Below are 22,941 nucleotides of genomic sequence, written 5' to 3' on the forward strand. Positions count from 1 at the left end.
ATTAAGGAGGTGCGAGGTTCAAGGCCCGTTGCTCGACGCCGATTACTCGAAGCTAGCAACCCGAAGCGCGTATTTTAACCACAGTATTTATTAAACAACCAACTGCCTCTAACCGCCTCATAATGAGAACCAAATTGAAGCGATAAACACACTATTGGCAAGCGATTCATTTGCTCAGCCATACTAAAAATGTTATTAAACTTATAGCCGTATTTAGAGGCTAACTTTAGCTCATTCACATAAAGGGCTTTGTAGGTGGGGGGTAGCTTATTCCAGTGCATTAACGCAATTTGAATAATACCTAAGTGAACATCTAACTTATATGGGCCAACTTTTTTAGCTTGCTGAATATAATTATATACCCGCTCGGTAGGCCCCTCTTGATAGCTGACAACTTGCGCCAAGCTTATCCAGGTTAGTGCCCAGGTTTGCCTTAACTCAACCGACTTTAACAGCGCTTGCTCAGCTTGTTGGTATGTTTGCTTTACTTTATCTGATTGCTCACTTGATGTGGTATCAATACCGGCTAAACCTAGCATTTTTATATGGGCTAAAAAGTGCCAATAATGAGGATGGTCAGGATCCATATTCGTAGCCAATGTAATCGCATTTTCTGCCGCTTGAAGCGATGAGCCAGACAAAGCACCATCCGACTCTTGCACAATATTAAGTGCATTAAAGTACCACGCATTTGCTCGCATACTTTGCATACTAGTATAAGCAATTACAAGCACTATTAGGGCTAAAATAACAGCAGGCACTACCTTGACCATGTTTAATTTAGTCATTAAATAAGTACTCGGTTAGCTGCAGCGGGTTAGTTACAAAAAGCGCTGTAGCCCGCTCCTCACCTAATAACTGCGCTACTGTTTTCCTAGCTTGACTTAAAATAGGCGGTCGGCGCTTTACTGAATGAGCGTCAGAGGCAACATAATTCACTAAACCATCTTGAAGCATTTGTAACGCTATAGTTTGTGCGCTTTCGCCCCACTCACCCTCAATGCTCGATGCCGTTAGCTGAAAATCACAGCCTAACTGCTTTAAGTGTTCAATATAATAAAGGTTTGACTGAATATCGCGGTTACGCTCAGGATGCGGAATAATAACGCGTATATTTTGTTTAGCGAGCCACTGAATAAACTTATCGTAACCTTGCGGCATGTGTGAATGCGGTAACTCTAATAGCAACACGTTTTTGTCTGCTATTTTACCAATAAAAGGCAGTTTATTAGCCATCACCATTGCCATAAGCTCTATGTCCAAACGTACTTCAGCAGCGGCAGCCAACTTTACATTAATACCTTCTTTAAGTGACTCTAGCTTTAAACTTTCTAAATCGTTTTGTATTTGAGCAGTCACATTGTTAAAGCGGCCCACATATATATGTGGCGTTGCCACCATATGAGTAATGCCATCGCTTTCGGCTAATTTTAAAAGCGCTAAAGATTCTGTTAAATCTTTAGCGCCATCATCAATACCCGGCAAAATATGCGTATGAATATCAATCATAAATTACTTAATTACACTTGTGGCTTTTCAGGTTGCTGTGAGTAATCGTAATAATCATAGTAACCATGGCTATGCTCATCTTTAGATTTACTCATATCTACCTTGTTTAGTACCACACCAGCAACGTGAGCTTTTACTTCAAATAAGCGCTCAAGGCCCGCTGTAATTGGTTTAATACGGGTAATGTCTGATTTAACAACATAAACAACCGAATCAACACTTTGTGCAATTACCAATGCATCACTTACTGCTTGCGTAGGCGGTGTATCAACAATAATATGATCGTACTGCGCTTTTAACTCACTAAGCAATTGTTCAAAGCGTGGGCTTGACAACAACTCAAGTGGATTAGATGGTATTTGCCCACTTGGCATAATTGTTACACCCGATTGCGTGTCAACATGAACACACTCAGCTAATTGCTCAGTACCAATCATTAAATTACTTAAACCTGGGTGAAATACCGGTATATCAAAACGTTTAGCTAACGTTGGTTTACGTAAATCGGCATCAATTAGTAGTACTTTGCCCATTTGTGCCAACGACATCGCTAAATTAGCAGAGGTGGTGGTTTTACCTTCCCCTGGGGAGGTAGAGGTAACCGCAATAACCTGATGCGCTCGGTCAAGATGAGTTAACAGTAAACTAGTGCGGAATGTACGAACCGACTCAGCAAAGCGGCGATAAGTATCTTCTAAATAAGCATGAATAGGAAAATAGCTCTTTTTAGGAACTGCAACATGCGGCAATAATCCTAACATGCGCTGTGCGAGTTTATTTTCTACATCATTTTTATTTTTAACTGTGTCGTTTAAGGCATCAAAAACAAAAGTCATTACCACCGCAAAACCAAAACTGGCAACAAAGGCTAAAATAACAATCAGCTTTTTATTAGGCTTACTTGGGTCTTTTGGTGCATAAGCCCGGTCTGTAAAGCGCGCAGCAGCTGAGCTAAAGTCACTGGTTACTTCAGTTTCTTTAGAACGAGATAAAAAGGTATTAAAAATATTACGGTTTGTTTCAACTTCACGTTTAAGCTGGTTATATTGGGTTTCTTTGCGGGTAATATCTTGATATTCAGCACGAATTTTAGCTAAATCTCGCTCAAGCGCATTTACAGTTCTCGTAGTTCTATTTAACTCTTTTTCTATACCGGTAATTAACCCTTTAATTTGCTTATTAAGGTTGGTTTTTACGGTTGCAAGCTCAGCCTTAGCTGAAATCATTTTAGGGTGTTTTGGTCCATAAACCTCACTAAGCTCACTTACCTTACGCTCAACCAAAACAACTTCGCGTTTAACATCTTGTACAACACGATGCGAGGTAATTTCAGGCATGCTTCCAAGTAACTCTATGTTATCGTTACCATATTCGTTAATAACACGGTTAATGCTTTCAAGGTTATTTTTAGTCGCACGAGCATCTACTAGCTGTTTTGAGGTTTGCTCTAGCTCTTGAGTTACTAGCCCTGCTATGCCCTCAATATCAACCAGCTTTTGTTCTTCTCGGTAAGCTTGTAAGCGCACTTCAGAGCTATCTAGTTGTATACGCAATTCAGATAAACGCGTGTTTAACCAGCTAGATGCCTGCTGGGTAATACCCATTTTAGCGCGCATTTGGCTTTCAATGTAAACTTCACCCACCGTATTTGCCACCAAAGCAGCTAACTTAGGGTCACTAGACTCAAAACTTACACGCACTAATTGCGTTTTCATTATAGGAGAGACACGCAGACGCGATTTGAATACAGCAAGCAAACCTAACATTTCTCGCTCTGCTTGCTCTTCTTCGCTAAGAGCTGAGCTTTCTTTTTTATTTAAAAAAGGTAACAGCTGCTTAACCATGCCTTTTAACTCACCTGTAAGTGAAGGTTTAGCAATAAAGTCGGTATGCTCTTTTAAGTTGAGTTTAGTAATAACCTCACGAGCAATACTGTTTGACTTAATCACTTCAAATTGAGTTAAGTAATATTCTTTTTTAGTAGAATCTAAGCCGTATATTTCGTCAAAACTCACCGCCTTGGTTTGCTCCGACTCAATTAATAAAGTGGCTGTAGCTACATATTTAGGCACTAAAGTTAACGCAACCATTATAGTTAGTAATGTAACTACAATAGCAAAACCTAAAATCTTCCATTTACTTTGCTTAATAACATTAAGATAAGCACCTAAATCAATAACTTCCTCGTTGTTGCTAGGCTTTTCAGATAGTGTATTCATTTTATTATTACTGCCTTAAACTGCTTAAAACAAGCGCTGTTCTATTTTTATGGTGTCACCCGCTGCAATTTGGCTGTTTAAACTACCTTTTTGTTGCTGCTGTTTGGTTTGCTCTTTAAAAATAAATATTTTATCAACCGAGGCGCGTTCAGTTAATCCACCGGCCAATGCTATTGCTTGATTTACCGTCATAGCAGGTTGATAAGGGTAAGCGCCTGGCTCTTTAACTTCACCATGAATATAAAAAGGTCGATACTCTATAACTTGCGCATACACATTAGGGTTAACTAAATAGTCCGGCTGCAGGCCTTCGCTTATTGTTTGCTCAACTTGCGAAACACTTAAACCCACAAGTTTAACCTTACCTAAAAATGGGTAGTTAATCTCACCGCTATTACCAAGCAGTGAGGTTACATCTAAGTCTGGTTGGCCAAATACTTTAATTTCTATTTTGTCACCCGCACCTAAAATGTAGTTTTGCGAATCGTTCGCAAAACTACCAAAGCTCAGCAATAAAATTAAGCCCGTTAAAATTTTAACCTTCATTCATTTCCCTTTAATGCAAATGTAAAGTTAAGGCCAACAATTACGCGGTCAAATTCAATATTAGTTTGGGTAGAATTGCGGTCAATAAAATCAACATAACCGGTTACCATACCAAAGTTACTGGCTAAGTAATTTAAACCAAGGCGCGCATTTTTAACTTTATCTTTACGGTTTAAGTTACCTGAATATTGTTGGTCAACATAATTAGCACTTACTACAGAGCTTAAATACTCGCTCCAATCATGCTGCCAAGTTGCACCATAAACACTTTCGCGAATGTAGTCGCCTTCTAGTAATGGGTCTTTAGCGGCACGGCTAGTAACCAACTGTAGTGATGAATAAGTAAGAGGTTTCCAAACTGCAGCAGCTTCCCAACTTAAACCACTAAAGTTATCGCGCAAGTTTGATTCAAAATCTTTATTTTGGTAACCCACTTTAAACGAGCCAGTAGTAACGGCTGTAGCTTCCCACTCCATACCTAATAATACTTTTACGTCGTCTGAATCGCGGGTAATACCGTTTGAATCAATTACATCGTATTGGTAGTTTTCTTGCTTTATTTCTAAAAAGGCACGCGTACCTGCTTGGGTGTTATAATAACCTGTAATACCCAACATCGGTTTATCGTAATCACGGTACTGCGATATGGCCGTAAAATTTTGGTAATTTTTGTTATAATAACCTGCCGTTAAAGCAACCTGAGCTTTAGAACTTTCTGCGCCATATTCATAACGGGCAGTTAGGTTTTGTTGCTGATAATTTACAAGCTCATCTAGTGCGCTGCCCTGACCTTCAGTTAATCCGCCACCACGTTGCTCGTACAACCAGTCGGCATCGCCAGTAACATCTAATCGGTGTTGGCTAGTAAACTCTTTATGTACGCCGGCACCCACATTAACTTGGGTAAAGTTATCGGTAGTGTCTTTATTATGAAACGACGTGCTTGATGCAATATCAAATTTATAACTGTCTGGGCCGTCTTCAATCAATGCATTTAAACTCGGCGCTATATTCCATATTAAACGTGACTGAGTGGCAGACGGCGTCATAAAAAAGTTGTCGTTGCTGCTCACACCTAGTTGTAGCGTAGGTGTAATCTCAGCGCCGTCTTTAGTCATTACACTGCCTGGTTGTAATTCTACTGCTAATGCAGGTGCTGATAAGCCTAACGCAACGAGTAAAGTGGTAATTGTATTAGTACGCATTTTCACTTTTAAATCCCTTAAAAATTGTCATAAAAATTATTTTTACATCAAACCATAAAGACCAATGTTTAATGTAATGTAAGTCGTATTCAACTCGCTTGGCCATTTTATCAAGTGTATCGGTTTCGCCGCGCCAGCCGTTTATTTGTGCCCAACCGGTAATACCCGGTTTGGTTTTATGCCTAAACATGTAAAATTCTACTTTTTTTCGGTACTCTTCATTATGGGCAACCGCATGGGGCCTTGGACCAACAATAGACATGTCACCTTTTAAAACATTTATAAACTGCGGCAGTTCGTCTAGGCTAGTTCGGCGTAAAAAGCCACCTAACGGAGTAATTCTGGCATCATTTTTAGTTGCCTGAGTCACCACGTCACTGTTTTCAGTCACCGTCATCGAGCGGAACTTCCACACTTTTATTTTTTGCCCATCTAAGCCATAGCGATCTTGCTTAAAAATAATAGGCCCTTTAGATGTCAACTTTATTGCGGCAGCAATAATCAATAATAATGGGGTGATTAAGGTAACAATAATAGCCGAAACAACTATATCTTCTGTCCGCTTTATAAATTCGTGAGTGCCAATACAAGGTGCTTCAAACACACTTAATGTATCTACATCACCAACATGCTCAATGCGAGCATGTATTAAATTTGAGAGTAAAAAGTCTGGCACTATGTGCACATCTACTGTGGTATCGCCCAACTGCAATAAAATGTCGGCTATACGTTTTTGCGCTTTCATAGGCAGCGCAATATAAAGTATGTCTATTTCGCCATTGCGAGCAGCATCTACCGCACTTTGTATACCGCCCTCAACACCCTGCTGTTCAAGTTGTTCAAATAAACGCTCAGGGCTTCTGTCGTCGTAAAAACCTTTAAAGTTAAACCCAAGCTCATCGTGTTTAACTATTTCAGCATGTAAATAAGCAGCAGACTCAGTAGCACCAATAATGGCCACATTGCGTTGCGATAGCCCTAATTTACGGCGGCTACGTTTATACCAATAAACCCCTAAGCGCCAAATGTACAAATAAGCCACACTTAGTAAAAACCAAATAACCACACCAACACGAGAAAGTGACTCGGTAAACTTAAATACAAAAGACACAACTAATAAAAACGCAAAAGCAATAAGCACACTACCCCATGCACACATTACCATTGTTCTAAATTTTCCTGCACGCCAAGAGCGATAGGTAGAAAACAGCTCAGCACTGTATAAATAGCTTAGGGCAACAGTTAATGCAGAGGCAGCATAAATAGGAGTGAGTTTAAAACTGTAGAGTAAGGCTGCGCACTGAAAAGCTAAAAATAACGCAAATATATCAAATAATCGGTAAAAATTGGCATCAGAGGAACCTGAAGGTTTAAAAGTCCTTGGAGATGTCATTTTGCTTAATTCCTTATAGCTAATTCAGTGTGAGTAGCACCTCACAAAATCCACGGGGATAATATAGTATTAGCCAATTTTGTTCAATTACTGATTCCGACAAAAGTACTAAAATTCATGTTTAAATCTTTTAGTAAACTCTTGCTTGTTATTAAGTATCAAAAAGAATACTCACATTTTATTTAAGTTTAATTAAATAACCCCTTAAACCAACTCCAAACCCCAAACGAATATCCATCAAAAATATCAATTCCCAATGCTGACTTAATCAAATATAAAACCAGCAAGGTAAATAAAATAGTAAACGTGACTACCAAACTTAAAATTATTGCTTGAGTAAACCTTGCTATTTTTTGCTCTTTTATGCTTAATTCGCGCCTGTTTCGCCCCGCTAAAAAAACATAGTAATAACGGTATTTAAAAAACTTAACTACGCCTCTGCAATCAACAGCATGATTACCCCACTGCCTAGCACCTATGGCTATTTTTAAATGCGCTAATTGTTCATCAGTAAACGTAGTTTGAATGTTCTTAGGCATTCGCTCGAGTAAACTTCTAATAGCTGGGTCTTGCTTTAAGTTCGACAAAAAAGCCTCAAATGCAACATGATTATTAATTGCCAATTATTTTAAACAACTATTTAATAATAAAAAGCCAATTAAAACTTAATTGGCTTTTTATTTGCTAAAAGTACTTTTTATTTAAGCGTACTAGAGCGATAAGTATTGTTATTTAACCAACTTGGTAGTTCATATGTTGGTACCTTACCATCTTGGCTAATGTTAGTTTGGTGGTACGAGTGCTGGTTCCAAATGCGAGTTGCATTTTTCCAAGGTTTGCTGTTATCAGCAGCACCATACACAGTGACACCATTGTTAATGCTATATCTAGAATCAGTATTATTTGATACAACAACAAGCTCTGCATTATCGTCGCCCTCTAGGTCAACCACAATTGGGTATTCCCAAAGCGTTCCTGATGAGTTAGCAACTGTCGATAATACTTCACCATTAACACCATTTAACACTCTTACTTTGTAGTGATCTTGTACAATTACTTCATCAATACCATCACCATTAAAGTCATAAGCACTCACGCCAATTTTACCACTCCATTCATCATCATTGGCAACAGTCCATACTAAATCACCGCTTGCGTTATACATATCAACTGCTGTGTAACCTGCGTAAACAATACCTAAATCTTTTGTTCCTAAGAATGTAGATACCGCTTGTACACCACCGCCTAAGTTATCAGGATTAGTTACTTGCCACTTAACATTTCCATTATGCTCAAGTACAGCAAATACACTATCTTCAAGCTTGTTACTTGGATTACTAATTACAATTTCAGGTGAAAAATCGTTATCTAAATTAACTATTGAGCTAAACCACATAGCTCCTGGTTCACCATATTGCCATAATTGTGCACCATAAGAATCATACAAGCCACCACCCGCGAGTACTTCTTGAGTGCCGTTGTTATCAGCATCAAAAGTTGTTGAAGCAGCAGACCAATTAGTAGTGTAGAGCAAGCCAGTTTCGTAACTGAATACATTATTGCCTGTTACAATTTCTACTACGCCATCGTTATTAATATCGCTTAATGTAACAGCGCCTAAAGGTTTGCCCGATTTTGTAAGCTCTTTTTTCACTTGCCCTAAGTTGTTAACAACTTGAACCACTGGTGATGTATAGTCGTTTAAAACAATTTCAACAACACCGTCACCATCTAAATCTGCAGCAGCAATTGAATTACGTGAATCGCTAAAAACAGCACCATTCTCGTAAGTCCAAATCTCTGAGCCATCGATACCGCTTAGTGCACGCACTACTCCAGGTGCATTTGTACTTTTGTCATATGCAACAACGACTACATCAGCCACATCGTTGTTATCAATAATGCCATCGCCGTTATCATCGTTAAGTTGAGCAACAATCGGGGTAGTAATTACTTGAACATGCTCAGGCATAAACTCACTTGAGTTCCACTGCCATTTTTGCTGCATTGCAAATGGAGCGATAGGCTCAGCAACTGATGGTAAATCACCATTGAATTCACCACCTAGCAATGCCATAGAGCCTTTAAAACTTTGGCCAATAATTGGCATTTTAGCCGTACCGTAAGCGCCTTTAATATCAGCGTAAGGGGCAAGAATTACACCCTCCCAACGGTTACCTTTAATATTAAGGTTTTGCGTATCAGGGAAGTTAAATACGGTTTTACTTGCGTGGCGGCGTAAATGCCAAAAACCTTTTCCGCGCACATGTAAATCAGCACCACCTGTGATATTAAAAATTACAGTTGCATCGCTTGGTATACCCCATACTTTAAAGGTATGAGCACGGGCAAAATCACGGCCATCAATATTAAACACTTGTCTATCAGACCTTCCGTCACCTTGTAGGTATAAACCACCCCATTTGCGGTAAACTGTACCTGTTTGGTTTAACTGGTTTAACTCGGCGCTTAAACTTTTGTAATACTCTTCTTGTTCATCAAAGTTAAAAGGCATGGCCGATTCATCTTGGTTAGAAAGGATTTTAGAACCCCACTCCATACCCCAGCGTACACCCCAATGAATGTCAGTACCGCCACCAGCAATCATACTACCTACATATTGGCGGCCGTATTTAAATTTTATGCTTGATTCACTAATTAAATAGTATTCATCGCGATTGTAAGGGCGAGTATAACCTACGCTATAACCTTGAAGATCAATTTCACCGGCGGCAATTGCACCATCAGCGCGGCCAAAGTGCGATTTAAAATCGTCAAAAACAAATGCTGAAAAATTATTGGCTACGCCTAAGTCTGCAGCCAGTGTTGTAGAGCTGGCTAAAGAAAGTGCGATCACTGCACTTATCTTTTTAAATTTAAGTAATGAGTTAGTCATTTTTTCCCTCGAAAATGAAAAGTGCATTATAGGCACCAAGTTTGAGTCATTTGTTTAATGAAAGTTAATTCATCAAGCGCTTGGTGAACATTATATACACAAATAAAATTAAAAGGAACAAAAAACACTACAAAAGTACCAACTTTTGAACCTCAATAAGGGACTGGAAATTAAAATCAATGACTTACAAAGTATGAAATTACATAAACAAACAAGGATTAGGATTTAATAACCAGTGAATGTAAAATAAATGTTAACCAAGAAAGTAAAAGTGAGGAGATTCAACCAGAAAAATGATTTTACTATTTTATAAGTGAAGATATGGGAATAAAACAACTGTTGTCAAAATTCCCGATTGACTAAAGTTTATAAACCAATAAGTCTCGGTGTCTTAGATTTTAAGAACCTAAAAACAAAAACCAAGCAACAAATAGCTATACAAGTATTTAGATAAGGAAGCAAATCAAACAAATACCAAATATTAGGAATAATCTTAACTTCGATTTTATGTAAAAACCTAAAAACAATTAAATGAAGCGGAAATATCACTATTGAAGAAATTGCCAGCCATTGGAAGATTGGCCTAGGTTTGAGTTTTTTACTAATCAAAAATAATATAAATATTCCTAAACAAGCAATTAGGGGGAACAAAAGAGGGAAAGCACCAAACTTTAACTCTCTTATATCTACACGGCCATTTAATAGCGCTAAATAATAAAAAATTGGAATGGTAAATAACAAAATCAAATAAGTTTTAAACTCATTGTTAAATACTGCATAACTTAAAAGGTTAACTCTTTTAACTAGAACACCTAGTTGATAAAAAAACATACCAATAACAGCAGAATCTATAGACCAAAACCACCTTTCCGAAATTAGCTCGTTGCTTAATAGCATTAATAAAAGCATTCCTGAAATGATCACGAAACTATATATTGGCTTCAATGCAGAAAAAAATATAACCTGAGCTAATGAAATAATGATTAAACAAGGGAAAAACCAAAGAACCCCATTAATGTGAAAACTATCAGCCTTGGATGTAACTAAACGACTAAGAGGATCAAACCACTGCATTTTACTGGCTTGGCCATCACCAAGAATGTTCAGTGGTAGCCAAAATAGATAGGAAATAAGAAAAAAGAAAGTAAATGGTAATATTAAACGCTGGAATAGTTTAATCAATGACTGTTTTACTTCTCGCTTGGATGATGCTAAAAAACCAGATAAAAAGAAAAAAAGCGGCATATGAAATGAATATATTAAAGTATATACATCTTCATTCAACCAAGCTGCATGACCAAGTACAACTAGTATAATTCCTATTGCCTTCATGTTATCAATATAATTTATACGCGTCATAATTAAAAAAACTTATCTTTTATCAAAAGATACGCAAACTTTGAATTTGTAACTAAGTAGCGCTTCCACATTCTGCCTGGCTCTTGAATTACCCTATATAGCCACTCTAAACCGGCCTTTTGCATCCACTGTGGTGCTCGCTTTACTTTACCTGCTACAACATCGAACGTACCACCAACCCCCATTACAAAGTCAACACCAAGCTTGTCTTGCCATTTATTAATGAAGTTTTCTTTTTTAGGCGAGGTAATCGCAACAAATAATAACTTAGCGCCCGATTCACGTATTTTAGTGACCACGGCTTCTTCATCATCCCAAAAGTAGCCATCGTTATAACCTGCTATGTTTAAATTTGGGTTTTGTGCTTTAACGACTTCGGCTGTTTTGCTCACTACTTCTTCGGTGGCACCCAATAAAAACACAGGAAAGTCTCGCTTGGCACTCATAGCTAATAATTCATGAAATAAGTCAACTCCCGCTACACGCTCTGGCACATCGTGCCCTAAAAAACGCGCACCGAACACTACACCCATACCATCAATATTAATTACCTCACACGCTTTAACCGACTCAGCTAAAACAGGGTCTTTTTGCATATTTACTATTTTGGCTACATTAACCACAACATGCTGTAAAAACTGCTTTTGCTCAATTCTACTTTCAATAAAAGACACCGTCTCTTGCATAGTGGCAATATCCATGGGTGCTTTTAAAAATTCAATACGTTTCATTGTTGAGTCCGTTTTTTAAAGTTGTTCAATAACTGCATTTTTAGCGCTGTTCAATTTTTGTCTATTAAAATAAGCAAACGAATAATATACCCATGCTTGTGTCCAACGGACATAGTCTACCTTATTGGTAAAATACTTATTTTTTTGATAAATAAAACGCTGCTTTTTAGGCATATATAAGGTTTGAATAGCACGGTTAATTACTTTTTCAGCCAGTATAAAGTCATCTGGCGTTTTACCTACTTTTAATAACGTAAAAACAGCTTGCGAAACACTGTGCATATCGAGTGGGTAGCGATTATTATTGTAATATTTTGCAGTGCCATCTTGCTCAAACAAATGTGTTTTATAATAAGTAAGACCTTTTGCAATTGCCGATTCAAACTCATCAGTTTGTAATTCATCACTCAGTAAGCGAAGTGCCTCTAGATTATAACCGGTATGAAAGCCATCAATAAACTGATGATGATGGCGAGCACCATATACCCATGAGCCATCAAGTCCCTGTTCGCTTACCGACTGCCTTGCTGCATTTAAAGCAAGCTGTTTGTAATGTTGGTTGTTAGTCAGCACGGCAACTTTTGCAACCCATGCAGCGCCCCAAAGGCTAGCATTATGTACAAATGCAGTTTCACCCGGTATGTAACCAAAAAACTGCCTACCATCACATTCTTTATATAATGTTTTTACAATAAAATGTGCACTATCAATTGCAGGATCTGAGTATTTTTTGTCTTTGGTGATTTCACTTAATGCATATAAAGCCTGAGCAACATAAATAGTAGTAATTACATTTGGCTTACCTTTAGGTACAAAAAAAGCACGAGCATTCCAGTCAAAGTGGTAACCCCAACAGCTATGCTGCCAAATAGATTTATCACTTTGCTGGGTCAATAACCAATCAGCTAGCTTTATCGCTTCATCTAAATAAGTTTGCTCATTAGTTGCTTTATAGTCTTCCAATAAACCTAAAATAAATAAACCAATACCCTTTGGGTTACGCTTTTTGGGCACAGCACATAATGGTCGCAAGTTAATAGCTAAACGTTTATGCAGCTGAATCCAAGCAAGCCCTACAATGCCTTGTTTAAATCGAGGAGTTAATTCAAATAGCTTACTATTGAGCCCATCAAATGGGTCTTGCCCAGCATAATTCCCTTTTTTTGCCTTATTAAGTAATAGTTTTTTGCAATAGTTGCTATCTAACATTACTAAATTGCTCCCAGCTCTTTATAAATACATTTAAGCTTTGGAATGATTACTCTAGGACTAAAGTTATTTAAAAACTTTTCTTTTGCAACATCTCTCATTTTTTCTGTTTCTACAGGAAACTCAATTAACCTATTCATTGCCATTTTTAGAGATCCAACATCACCAGGTTTAATCAGTAAGCCATCAATATTATTTGTAATGGCATCTGGAATTCCACCTGCAGTAGAAGCAATAACAGGTATGTTACATGACATTGCTTCTAACACTCCCATTGGGAAGCCTTCGTTATAGCTTGGTAACACGTATGCATCAGCTTGCTTTAAAATATTAATTTTTTTATCGCCAGCAACCCAACCAAGTAACTCAACGCATTCATCTAGACCTAGCTCATTAACCATTTTCTGATATTTTTTAATCTCGCCGTCACCACCAAGCAACAATCTAGCGTATGGATACTCTTTAACAACACCATTGAAAGCATTTATTAAATCGGATACACCTTTACGTTCACCCAACCGCCCTAAAAATACAAAATTAAAGTTATTAGTTTTCTCTTTTTCTATCTCTAATTTAGGAACGGCATTATAAACTACAACTCCTTTTTTACGATCGTCTAATATAGTATCAAGCCAATCCAGCCACTGAGTAGATAAGACAATAACCTTATCTACAGAGTTAAAGGTTGTTCTTATTTGTGCTTTTTTAGATTCACAGCATTCATTATTATAAAACTCTCTAAATTCAGCTCCATGTAAATGCAAAATAATTTTTGTATTAAAATATTTAATCAGCTTTATTAGCAATGACTTTCTTGCATAACTCCCTCTAGAAGCCATATGAATATGCACTACGCCAACGTCATATATTATTAATTTAGAAACTAACTTGATAATACAAAGTAAATAATTGAATAGTTGGCCTGCCATGCCAAACCTAGTATTGGTTGAATGGCTTACTAAAAGCTCTGAATTTGTGTCATAAAAAAAACCTTCGCTTTCGTAAACATTTAAAACTGTTGCAATACCACCTTGTCCGTTTTTATCTGTGGCTATTGTTAGATTTATTAATTTTTTCACGTTAAAACTCTCTTATAGCCTGCTTTACTTTACCGTTTTTAGTCCTTGGAATTGCATCAACTTTTTTTACATTCACTTTAATGGACACACCTAATCTTTCTTTTGTATTCGAAATTAATTTATCTTCTTGAGTCTTATTAAATAACGCCCCATCAACTACAACCAAAACATCAATGCTCAGATCTTTTTTCTGAACAAACTGTGAACCCAATAACCCTTCAACACCTTTTGGTATATGATTTAATATATACACTTTTTGCCGATCCTCACCTAAGAGATAATCTCCAATTCTCCCCTCTATAGAATCAACAATTGGAAAAACACGACCACAGGGGCAATTTGGCTCATCAGACAATACAACATGATCACCAGTTTTATAACGTATTAATGGGTAAAGTGAATTATTAAAATTAGTACCTACAATTTCAGCACGTTGCTGACCTGATTCAGTTTTTCCGGCAGGCAATAATTCTACATGAGCGTAGTCTGTTAAAATGTGATATCGCCCATGCTCACAACTGGCAATAGCAGCTACACGCTCAAATAATCCATACCAATCAAAAACAGTACATTTAAAGCGTGTTTCAATTAGATGTTTGTCTTCTTTTGATAAAGACTCTGATGAGGTAACAATCGACTTTAAGTCTCCTGGGTAATATTGATTACTCACTTCTAAGTATTTAGCTAACGTGGTTATAGAAGAGGGGTAGGCTTGAATAACTTGCACACCAAAATTAACCATTGTATTTATGTATGACTGCAAGTTAGCAGGTGCCATATGAAAGGATGAAAGCATAATCATATTTTCAAAATAGGAGTAACGCCAAAATGGCGCTTTTTTTTGTTCGAGTGGTACAATAATATCGCCCCTGAGCCATGCTCGCTTATCACCCTCTTTAAATCCAGCCCATGCTAAGCCTCTGCTAACGAAAGCTTGTTCAGTAATTATTGATTGCATATTCTGCGGGATAACTAGTGGAGCACCTGTTGTGCCACTCGTTGCGCCATTAATTACAGCGCCTCTTTTTTGAGGTGACACAAACTCATATTTATGGCTATTAATTGTAGATTTATCGATATATGGGTACTTTTCTATATCTGTTCCAGTCCCTATGTAGTAATCAACAGCCTCATTTGCATTTGTAACTACATCGCTGAGCATTCCATCACTATACTGTTTCAGCAATTCACTGTTAAATTCATGAGCTTGTAACTTTTGAGTAAGCTTTTCGCAATCATTATTTTCCCTAAGTTTTTTACGTATAAATGCACGACTACTTAATAAAATGTTTTGAATGAAAATAGGGCTTTTTATGTATACCTTACTCGTAAACATCAATACTATTCCTTTAAATATCAGGTTTAATTGCTAGAGATCGCAAAATACAATTAAATTACATAAGATTAAACATGACTGTCTACTTGACAAAGTCTTGTTTTATTTTTTTACCATATATGGAGCTACATCATCTAAATAACTCTCGTTTTTTAATATGTCATAATTCAATTCGTCTATATTCCCGATAATTTTTGCAGGAACTCCACCAACTATGCATCCATTAGGTACACTTTTTGTAACTACAGAATTTGGAGCGACTATTACTTTGTTACCAATTATTACTGGTCCTACGATTACAGAGCCTGGACCAAGAAAAACATCATCTCCAATACTAGGAACACGCTTATAAGGTCCCTTACCAACGACTTTGCAACCAATACCAATCCTGCAACGCTCTCCTATTCTGGCGTTATCAATAATTACTACCCCAATACCTTTAACCACAAGAAAAGAACCTTTCCCGATATCCGCACTAGCAGGTAATTTAGAATTATAAAACAGGAAAATCATTAACTGTATAAGCTTTGGTAATAAAGGGACTTTTCTTAAATAAAGCCACCTGGAGACTCTATATAACAGTATTGCATTGGGCATTATTTAACCTCATCATTTTAAATTGTATAAATTTCTAAAAAATTTTGCTTTAAATATCTCTTATCTTTATATTTCCACTTTAGCTAACAATGACATCCTGTATTTTATACTGAGCTATATTTTGGTCTTACTTTCTATTGCTCTGGAAAGGTACATTACGCTAAATAAAAATAACAAAGCTGGCGTTTTAGTCGTTAATGCATTGTTGGTCACTGATACTAAAATAAATACAATTAAGGCAACATTTAATTTTATATTACTTCTTGTCATCAATTTTGATGGTATGCTATAGCAAGTGAAAACAAGTAAAAACGTGCCAATAAGTCCAAAATTAACAACCCAACCAATGATATAATTTTCAATCACATTTATTCCAATGTAGAAATCAATATTTTGCTTAAATGCAGACGATGCTCCAAATACCCATTCAATAGGGGTTAATTCATCTAACAAAACATATACGTTAAAACGTGCTTCAGCACTCTTATCAATATGCAACTTACTGAGGATTCGAGCACCAATTGGAGTTAAAGTAATTATTAATGTTGTAAAAATGAACGCAAAAAAAGCGAGCGCTTGGATTATCGCAAAACGCATTTTTGATGTATGAAACCCTGATTTTATAAATCTAGGTATTTTTGGCATAATTAAAAACAACATTCCGAAAATGAATATAGCAGTGGCAGCTCGCCCTCCAAAAGCAAATAAAGCTAAAGTTACAACGGTAAAATAGATTAAATAAGGAATTCGAGTATAACTCATTAGTATAGGGGCTAACGCAGCTGTGATTAATGCATTATTGAGAGGGAAACCCAAGAGTGCAGTTGACCGAAAAAAGCTAAAGCTTGCAAACTCAACACTAACCATTGTTTTGCCTATCGTAAATTCCAGTATAGCAATCATGGCATTAAAAAATAAAAGATAAGCAAGTAAGCTTAATAGTTTACCTTTATGATGTGTGCTTAACTGACATAATAAATAAACAGCTAAAAGTGGTGAGATCATGGTATTGACCAAATAAGCTATACCTGACATACCCGAGGTATATAAACCATAAAATATCACAAGAATTATACTCAGTAAGCTAATTAGCCATGCTGAACTTAGCTCTTTAAGATTAATTATAGGTGTTTGAATTCCTTTTCTGAGCGTAAAGATAGCAAAGGTTAGCATTAATATATACGTTGAAATATGTATTTTAACTAACGGATTTCCGCCTTCTGATACGTACTTTATACCTATGTTTTCTAGCAAATAGCCGCCAAAAATAAAAGCTGTCAAAAAAGTGAACATCATTACTTTATAAATACTTTCACTTTTCATTTATTTATTACCCATGCTTTACATTTTTTATAATTCAGTAAGGCAAGCACACATGAGAAAATGCTCACACCAATAACGATATCAATAATAATATTTACTATGGGCATATTAATTATCACAAAATGATGAACACGTAATTCTGGTAGGAATATGGCCATACACACAGTTGAAAGTAGAATTTTATATACCTGCAACGGTACAGTGTATTTATACCCTTTTCTTAGTGATAACCATAGACTCATAACCAATGCGATAATATTAGCAATTAAAAAAGCACTCGCTGCACCTATCAAACCAAAAGGAGGAATCAAAGTAACTAATAATGACAGGTTTAAAATTAATGAAAAAACACTAATTTTTGGCAGGTATTTAGTGTTTAAAGAGAACTGTAAACCATGGTCTATATAATGTCCCTTCAAATTTAAAACAAACACCCCCGAACATAAAATATAAATAATAGTAGAACCTTGTGATAAATATTCTTCACTAAGCAATAGGTGCGTTATAGGCTCGGCTAAAATACAAAACCCAACTAAAGCGGGCATTGCAATTAAACATAATAAAGTTAAATATTCACCATGGGCTTTGTACAAAGCGGCTTTATCGTTTATTTTTTTTGTTAATTCAGGATAACTTGGTAAGGCTACTACCATAAAAATAAGTGCGCCAATTCCTAATAAAATATTTGATATAGCAGCATAAATACCTGTTTGTGCTAAATCTAATGAGTCGGCAATGAAGTAGCGGTCTAACCGGCTTGATATTGCTGCAACTAAGCCACTGGCCATAAGCGGTAAGCCATAAGAGAAAATAGCCTGAGCGTCTGCAGTTTTAAGTTTATTAATACTGATTTTAAGCGGTTTAAAAACAACTAAACCTGCAGCTATGTAGCTCAAAGCAAGGGCTGATAACGCAGAAAGGATATTAGGAGAATAAGCTAGCAAGCTGCCTGTAATTACTATAGCCATAATAGATTGAGTAAGTACGGCAACTCTATATTGGTTTAAACGCTCCATTATACGGGCTAATTCAAGATAGAACTGATAGAGGGCTTTAGTTAAAAAAACTAAAAAGGTAGCTAAAAACGTAGATAAGGTTAATAAACCTGTTAAATATAACCCCAAGCTAACTAATGCTAAAGCTGGCAATGTGCAGCAAAAAATAATTGAGCTGGCAATCGCTGCAAAATTATTATGTTCCTCTGTTTTTTTACTAGGAAGTAAACGCAGCATGCTAGAGTTTATCCACTGGGCAGCTACCGCCCTTACAACTTCAACCGTTAATAGCATTAATGCCAACATTCCGTATTCGGTTGTAGTTAATAACTTGGTATGAATACTAATTAATGCAAAAACACTAATTGCAGCAAAAATTTGCACTGGAGCATATTTAAGTAACGAGCTAATCATTATTTTTTTCACTACACTTTTTATATAAATCAATATATTGCGTGAAAACAGATGCAATATTAAATTTTACTTCAAGTTCACTTTTAGACTCATTAACATTATGATTGGCAATTAAATTTTTGATACGGTTAGGGGTTATCGTATCAGATAGGTATAAAACACCCATTTTATCAAAAAAAGTTTTCTCATCTTCAAGTATTCCAACCTCAGTTGTTATTAGAGGCAATCCAACTGCTAACATTTCTAGAGGTACTAAGCCAAAGGTCTCTTCACTAGAAGTAAAAATACCTACATCAGCATTAAGATATTGTTGTACAATTTGGGTTTTATTTAACTTACCCATAAATTTTACTTTGTTTTCTAATTCTAACGAAGCTACCTGTTTTATCAGTTGCTCTGTATAGCCTTTATCAGCATGTGGCCCAATGATAGCTAATGAGGAATCAATGCCGTCATTAATTAATTTAGCTAGTAAAGAAATTGAATCTTCCACCTTCTTTCTTGGTGTTAGCAACGCACACGTAACAAGCTTTATTTCTTTTCGTTGATGTTTGACGTAATTAGCTTCAAAGTATTCTTGATCTATTGGGTTATGAACTACTAAAGATTTAAACCCATCTGCAGCAATTGCACTTTGTAGCTGTTTGCCAACAACAACAACATTATCATTTCGTTTCTTTATTAACCGTGGTATTGCTTTTTCATATAAAAAGTTATTAACCAACCCCACATTACGCCGAGCTATTTTTTTATAGCTATGAACTGTAACAACCGATTTCCCTCTAAAACCACTTCCTATCAAAAAGCTCCAAAGGTGGGTGTGCACTAAATCAGGGTTCAAAGTTTTTAATAACTTACGAACATGCCAATTTTGCCAAATAATGCCGGGGATTTTAAAGCCTATTTGCTTACTTGATGCAGGCAGCCAAACAAAATCAACATTATCTGATAGACGAATAACATCACCAGTGAAAGGGGTTTTACTCTGCGGGTCGAGCCCGATAATAGTAAACCTAAAGTTAGCGTCATCATGGTTAACCAAATATTCTGCAAACATTTGGCATACACTATCCACTCCGCCATAGTTGATACTACCCCACTCATAAGTAGAAAGTGGCATTAATAGGACTACATGTTTTTTATTCATCATGTTTATTCATAATGTATCGGCCAGGATAATTTTGGTTGACTACTTGAGAAGGGTTACCAACAGCCGTTGAATTTTCAGGTATATCCTTAATAACCACAGAGCCAGCACCAATAGTGACGTTATTTCCTATGACAACATTTTCGACTATGCAAACCATAGGACCTATATACACGTTATCTGCAATAGAGGCAGCTTTCCCATGGTTACTTCCAATATTTACAAATTGACTAATATTGCAGTTAGCTCCAATTTCAACTGTTGGACTTAAAACTATTCCAGTAGCATGACCTAAATTGAGCCCAGGACCAATTTTTGCTTCTTTAGGTATTTGTATTTGATACCTAATAGATAAGGTTAAATGCATAAGCCTTGCTAATGTCCTAATCAATAGGTTATTAGACTGAGTTAGCCTCCACCAAAAAGTGTACTTAAAAGAACGGTTATTATTGATTAAGTTTTTTATTAATAATTTATGGGAGTACCTTGCGGTACTCCGATACAAATCACATTTTATAAGCTCAAAAGGAGTCATAAATGTTAGCCTTACAAAATACCGCGAGTATCAATAACAACTTTTGATGCAAACTCTGTTTTATCTGCAGCTTTAAATTGTTTATGATCAACTAATACTACAACGACATTTGCTTGCTCTAGTGCGCTTTCTAACGACACTAAGCTGACATTTTTATCTGCTAGGTTGGCCGGTAGCTCTGAAATATTTGGCTCTACAGCAAGTATTTCACCAATATTTTTTGCTGCTAATTCTTCAACAATATTTAATGCCGGGCTCTCACGAAGATCGTCAATATCGGCTTTAAATGAAAGGCCTAAACACGCAATAACTGGACGTTTAAATTCATCAGCAGCTTTTGCTACTTTTTCAATTACGTAAAATGGTTTTGCGTCGTTAGTTAAGCGTGCTTGTTTAATTATTTTTGCTTCGTCTGGGCAACTTGCAACAATAAACCAAGGATCAACCGCAATACAGTGGCCGCCAACACCTGGGCCTGGGTTTAAAATATTTACACGCGGGTGACGATTAGCAAGCTTAATAAGTTCCCACACATTAATTTTTAATTTGTCACAAATGATTGACAATTCATTGGCAAAGGCAATGTTTACATCGCGAAATGAGTTTTCGGTTAACTTAGCCATTTCAGCAGTACGAGCATTGGTAATAATACACTCGCCGCGCACGAAAGTTTCGTATAACTTAACGGCTTTTTCGCTACATGCTTTGCTCATACCACCTATTACACGGTCGTTTGACACTAACTCTTGTAATACATAGCCAGGTAATACACGTTCAGGGCAATGAGCAACATTGATGTCGGCGGCATCACCTTTATCTTGTGGGAACGTTAAATCAGGGCGCGCTTCACTTAACCAAGCGGCTAGTTGCTCCGTTGCACCTACAGGTGAGGTGCTTTCTAAAATAACTAAGTTACCTTTTTCAAGCACTGGGGCAATCATTTTTGCAGCCGATTCAATATAGCTTAAGTCTGCACTGTGGTTACCACTTTCGCTGTGAATAAATGGTGTAGGTACAGCTACCATAAACGCATCGGCTTTTTCTGGCGTTGTAGTCGCTCTTAAGTTACCAGTAGATACTACGCCACGAACTATTATGTCGAGATCAGGCTCTACTATGTGTATTTCACCGGCATTAATGGTATTAACTGCTTTTTCGCTTACGTCTAAACCAATTACTTTCATACCGCGCGATGCAATAACCGCCGCAGTTGGTAAACCTATGTAGCCTAAACCAACAACTGAAACTGTTTTAATTGTCATTACTAAATCCTTGAAAAAGTTTTAAACTTTATTTTAATCTTTAAAATGTTGCTTAATTTTAGCCACAATACGTTCACACGCTTTACCATCACCATAAGGGTTATGTGCACGGCTCATTGACTGATATTCTTCAGCGTTAGTGAGTAAGTTATTAACTTCATTCACTATGCGAGCTTTATCTGTGCCTACTAGTTTAACTGTACCTGCTTCTACCGCTTCTGGGCGTTCTGTGGTGTCACGCATAACAAGTACTGGTTTACCTAGGCTTGGCGCTTCTTCTTGAACACCACCTGAGTCGGTTACGATTATGTGAGCTTGATTCATTAAGTACACAAATGGTAGGTAGTCTTGCGGCTCGATTAAATGCACATTATCAACATTTTTTAATATGCGATTTACTGGTTCGCGTACATTAGGATTTAAATGCATTGGGTATAAAATTTGTGTATCTGGGTGCGCAGTTGCAATTTCTACCAATGCCTCACAAATTCGCTCAAAACCGCCACCAAAGCTCTCACGGCGGTGCCCTGTAACTAAAATAAGCTTTTTAGTTTCATCGAGTTCTGGAAATTTAGCTTTTAGAGTTGAAATTAAAGCGCTGTCGGTTTTTACTTTATCAACCACTTGTAATAATGCGTCAATAACGGTGTTACCAGTAATTACGATATCGTCAGCACTTACCGCTTCATTGAGTAAGTTTTGCTGCGATGTTTGCGTTGGTGCAAAATGCAGCTTTGTAATAGCACCAGTAAGCTTGCGGTTACCCTCTTCTGGCCATGGTGAACTTAAGTTGCCTGTGCGTAAACCTGCTTCTACGTGCCCCACTGGAATTTGCTGATAAAACGCCGCTAAACTTGCAGATAAAGTAGTGCTGGTATCGCCATGAACAAGCACTAAATCTGGTTTAAACTCTTCAAGAATAGGCTTTAGACCTAACAAAATATTTGTTGTTACATCATATAAGCTTTGACCCGGTTTCATAATGTTCAAATCGTACTCTGGTACAATTTCAAAAAGGTCTAAAACTTGGTCAAGCATTTCACGATGCTGGGCAGTAACACATACTTTTGCATCAATACCTTCTGCTTCATTTAGCCCTTTCACTAGCGGCGCCATTTTTATTGCTTCAGGTCGCGTACCAAAAATACTTAATACTTTAATAGCCATGATTTCCCTTAATTTTTTA

The 22,941-nt window shown here is 36.9% G+C and carries 20 protein-coding genes; all 20 read right to left on the reverse strand.

Translation table 11 applies throughout. The features are described 5' to 3' along the window. Window positions 1–74: 74 nt before the first annotated feature. Window positions 75–788 carry a VpsP family polysaccharide biosynthesis protein gene (locus MTF66_RS12165; RefSeq protein ID WP_138620952.1) on the reverse strand — a complete coding sequence of 238 codons (714 nt, stop codon included), beginning with the start codon at window positions 786–788 and terminating at the stop codon, window positions 75–77. Then, the gene (locus MTF66_RS12170) at window positions 781–1,509 is read right to left on the reverse strand and encodes a tyrosine-protein phosphatase (protein WP_138620950.1); all 729 of its coding nucleotides are present in this window, start codon (window positions 1,507–1,509) and stop codon (window positions 781–783) included. The genes MTF66_RS12165 and MTF66_RS12170 overlap by 8 nt, the downstream gene beginning before the upstream one ends. 11 nt (window positions 1,510–1,520) lie before the next feature. Further along, window positions 1,521–3,728 carry a polysaccharide biosynthesis tyrosine autokinase gene (locus tag MTF66_RS12175; RefSeq protein ID WP_138620948.1) on the reverse strand — a complete coding sequence of 736 codons (2,208 nt, stop codon included), beginning with the start codon at window positions 3,726–3,728 and terminating at the stop codon, window positions 1,521–1,523. A 24-nt stretch (window positions 3,729–3,752) separates the two neighbouring features. Next, window positions 3,753–4,274, reverse strand: a complete 522-nt coding sequence (locus tag MTF66_RS12180) for a polysaccharide biosynthesis/export family protein (RefSeq protein WP_055011812.1) — start codon at window positions 4,272–4,274, stop codon at window positions 3,753–3,755. Then, entirely contained in the window at window positions 4,271–5,485 is a 1,215-nt protein-coding gene (locus MTF66_RS12185) for an outer membrane beta-barrel protein (protein WP_055011811.1), read from the reverse strand. The genes MTF66_RS12180 and MTF66_RS12185 overlap by 4 nt, the downstream gene beginning before the upstream one ends. After that, window positions 5,469–6,872, reverse strand: coding sequence for an undecaprenyl-phosphate glucose phosphotransferase (locus tag MTF66_RS12190; RefSeq protein ID WP_055011810.1), 1,404 nt, complete (start codon window positions 6,870–6,872; stop codon window positions 5,469–5,471). The genes MTF66_RS12185 and MTF66_RS12190 overlap by 17 nt, the downstream gene beginning before the upstream one ends. A gap of 188 nt (window positions 6,873–7,060) precedes the next feature. After that, complete coding sequence (locus tag MTF66_RS12195; protein WP_055011913.1) at window positions 7,061–7,459, reverse strand: hypothetical protein; 399 nt, start codon at window positions 7,457–7,459, stop codon at window positions 7,061–7,063. A 110-nt stretch (window positions 7,460–7,569) separates the two neighbouring features. After that, a complete protein-coding gene (locus MTF66_RS12200; RefSeq protein ID WP_055011809.1) occupies window positions 7,570–9,768 on the reverse strand; it encodes a choice-of-anchor A family protein in 2,199 nt (732 codons plus the stop codon). A gap of 366 nt (window positions 9,769–10,134) precedes the next feature. Further along, entirely contained in the window at window positions 10,135–11,127 is a 993-nt protein-coding gene (locus MTF66_RS12205) for an acyltransferase family protein (RefSeq protein WP_055011808.1), read from the reverse strand. Window positions 11,128–11,129: 2 nt separating this feature from the next. Continuing rightward, complete coding sequence (locus MTF66_RS12210) at window positions 11,130–11,858, reverse strand: WecB/TagA/CpsF family glycosyltransferase (RefSeq protein WP_054200728.1); 729 nt, start codon at window positions 11,856–11,858, stop codon at window positions 11,130–11,132. A 15-nt stretch (window positions 11,859–11,873) separates the two neighbouring features. Further along, window positions 11,874–13,067 (reverse strand): hypothetical protein, encoded by a 1,194-nt coding sequence (locus MTF66_RS12215; RefSeq protein ID WP_055011807.1) that lies wholly within the window; start codon window positions 13,065–13,067, stop codon window positions 11,874–11,876. A gap of 2 nt (window positions 13,068–13,069) precedes the next feature. Next, complete coding sequence (locus MTF66_RS12220; protein WP_055011806.1) at window positions 13,070–14,146, reverse strand: glycosyltransferase family 4 protein; 1,077 nt, start codon at window positions 14,144–14,146, stop codon at window positions 13,070–13,072. Window position 14,147: 1 nt separating this feature from the next. Then, window positions 14,148–15,482 carry a phenylacetate--CoA ligase family protein gene (locus MTF66_RS12225; protein WP_055011805.1) on the reverse strand — a complete coding sequence of 445 codons (1,335 nt, stop codon included), beginning with the start codon at window positions 15,480–15,482 and terminating at the stop codon, window positions 14,148–14,150. A 102-nt stretch (window positions 15,483–15,584) separates the two neighbouring features. Continuing rightward, complete coding sequence (locus MTF66_RS38505; RefSeq protein ID WP_055011804.1) at window positions 15,585–16,079, reverse strand: serine O-acetyltransferase; 495 nt, start codon at window positions 16,077–16,079, stop codon at window positions 15,585–15,587. 114 nt (window positions 16,080–16,193) lie between these two features. Further along, complete coding sequence (locus MTF66_RS12235) at window positions 16,194–17,402, reverse strand: VpsF family polysaccharide biosynthesis protein (RefSeq protein WP_055011803.1); 1,209 nt, start codon at window positions 17,400–17,402, stop codon at window positions 16,194–16,196. Further along, window positions 17,399–18,844, reverse strand: a complete 1,446-nt coding sequence (locus MTF66_RS12240) for a lipopolysaccharide biosynthesis protein (protein ID WP_248527319.1) — start codon at window positions 18,842–18,844, stop codon at window positions 17,399–17,401. Before MTF66_RS12240 ends, MTF66_RS12235 begins: the two co-directional genes overlap by 4 nt. Continuing rightward, the gene (locus MTF66_RS12245; protein WP_235575565.1) at window positions 18,804–19,961 is read right to left on the reverse strand and encodes a VpsD family glycosyltransferase; all 1,158 of its coding nucleotides are present in this window, start codon (window positions 19,959–19,961) and stop codon (window positions 18,804–18,806) included. The genes MTF66_RS12240 and MTF66_RS12245 overlap by 41 nt, the downstream gene beginning before the upstream one ends. Next, on the reverse strand, window positions 19,951–20,325 hold the full coding sequence (locus MTF66_RS12250; protein ID WP_282454086.1) for a serine acetyltransferase: 375 nt from the start codon (window positions 20,323–20,325) through the stop codon (window positions 19,951–19,953). Before MTF66_RS12250 ends, MTF66_RS12245 begins: the two co-directional genes overlap by 11 nt. A gap of 179 nt (window positions 20,326–20,504) precedes the next feature. Then, a complete protein-coding gene (gene wecC, locus MTF66_RS12255; RefSeq protein ID WP_055011800.1) occupies window positions 20,505–21,755 on the reverse strand; it encodes a UDP-N-acetyl-D-mannosamine dehydrogenase in 1,251 nt (416 codons plus the stop codon). A gap of 33 nt (window positions 21,756–21,788) precedes the next feature. Beyond that, window positions 21,789–22,922 carry a non-hydrolyzing UDP-N-acetylglucosamine 2-epimerase gene (gene wecB / locus MTF66_RS12260; RefSeq protein WP_055011799.1) on the reverse strand — a complete coding sequence of 378 codons (1,134 nt, stop codon included), beginning with the start codon at window positions 22,920–22,922 and terminating at the stop codon, window positions 21,789–21,791. Between the last annotated feature and the right edge of the window lie 19 nt (window positions 22,923–22,941).

Source organism: Pseudoalteromonas sp. 2CM39R (genome assembly GCF_023161845.1).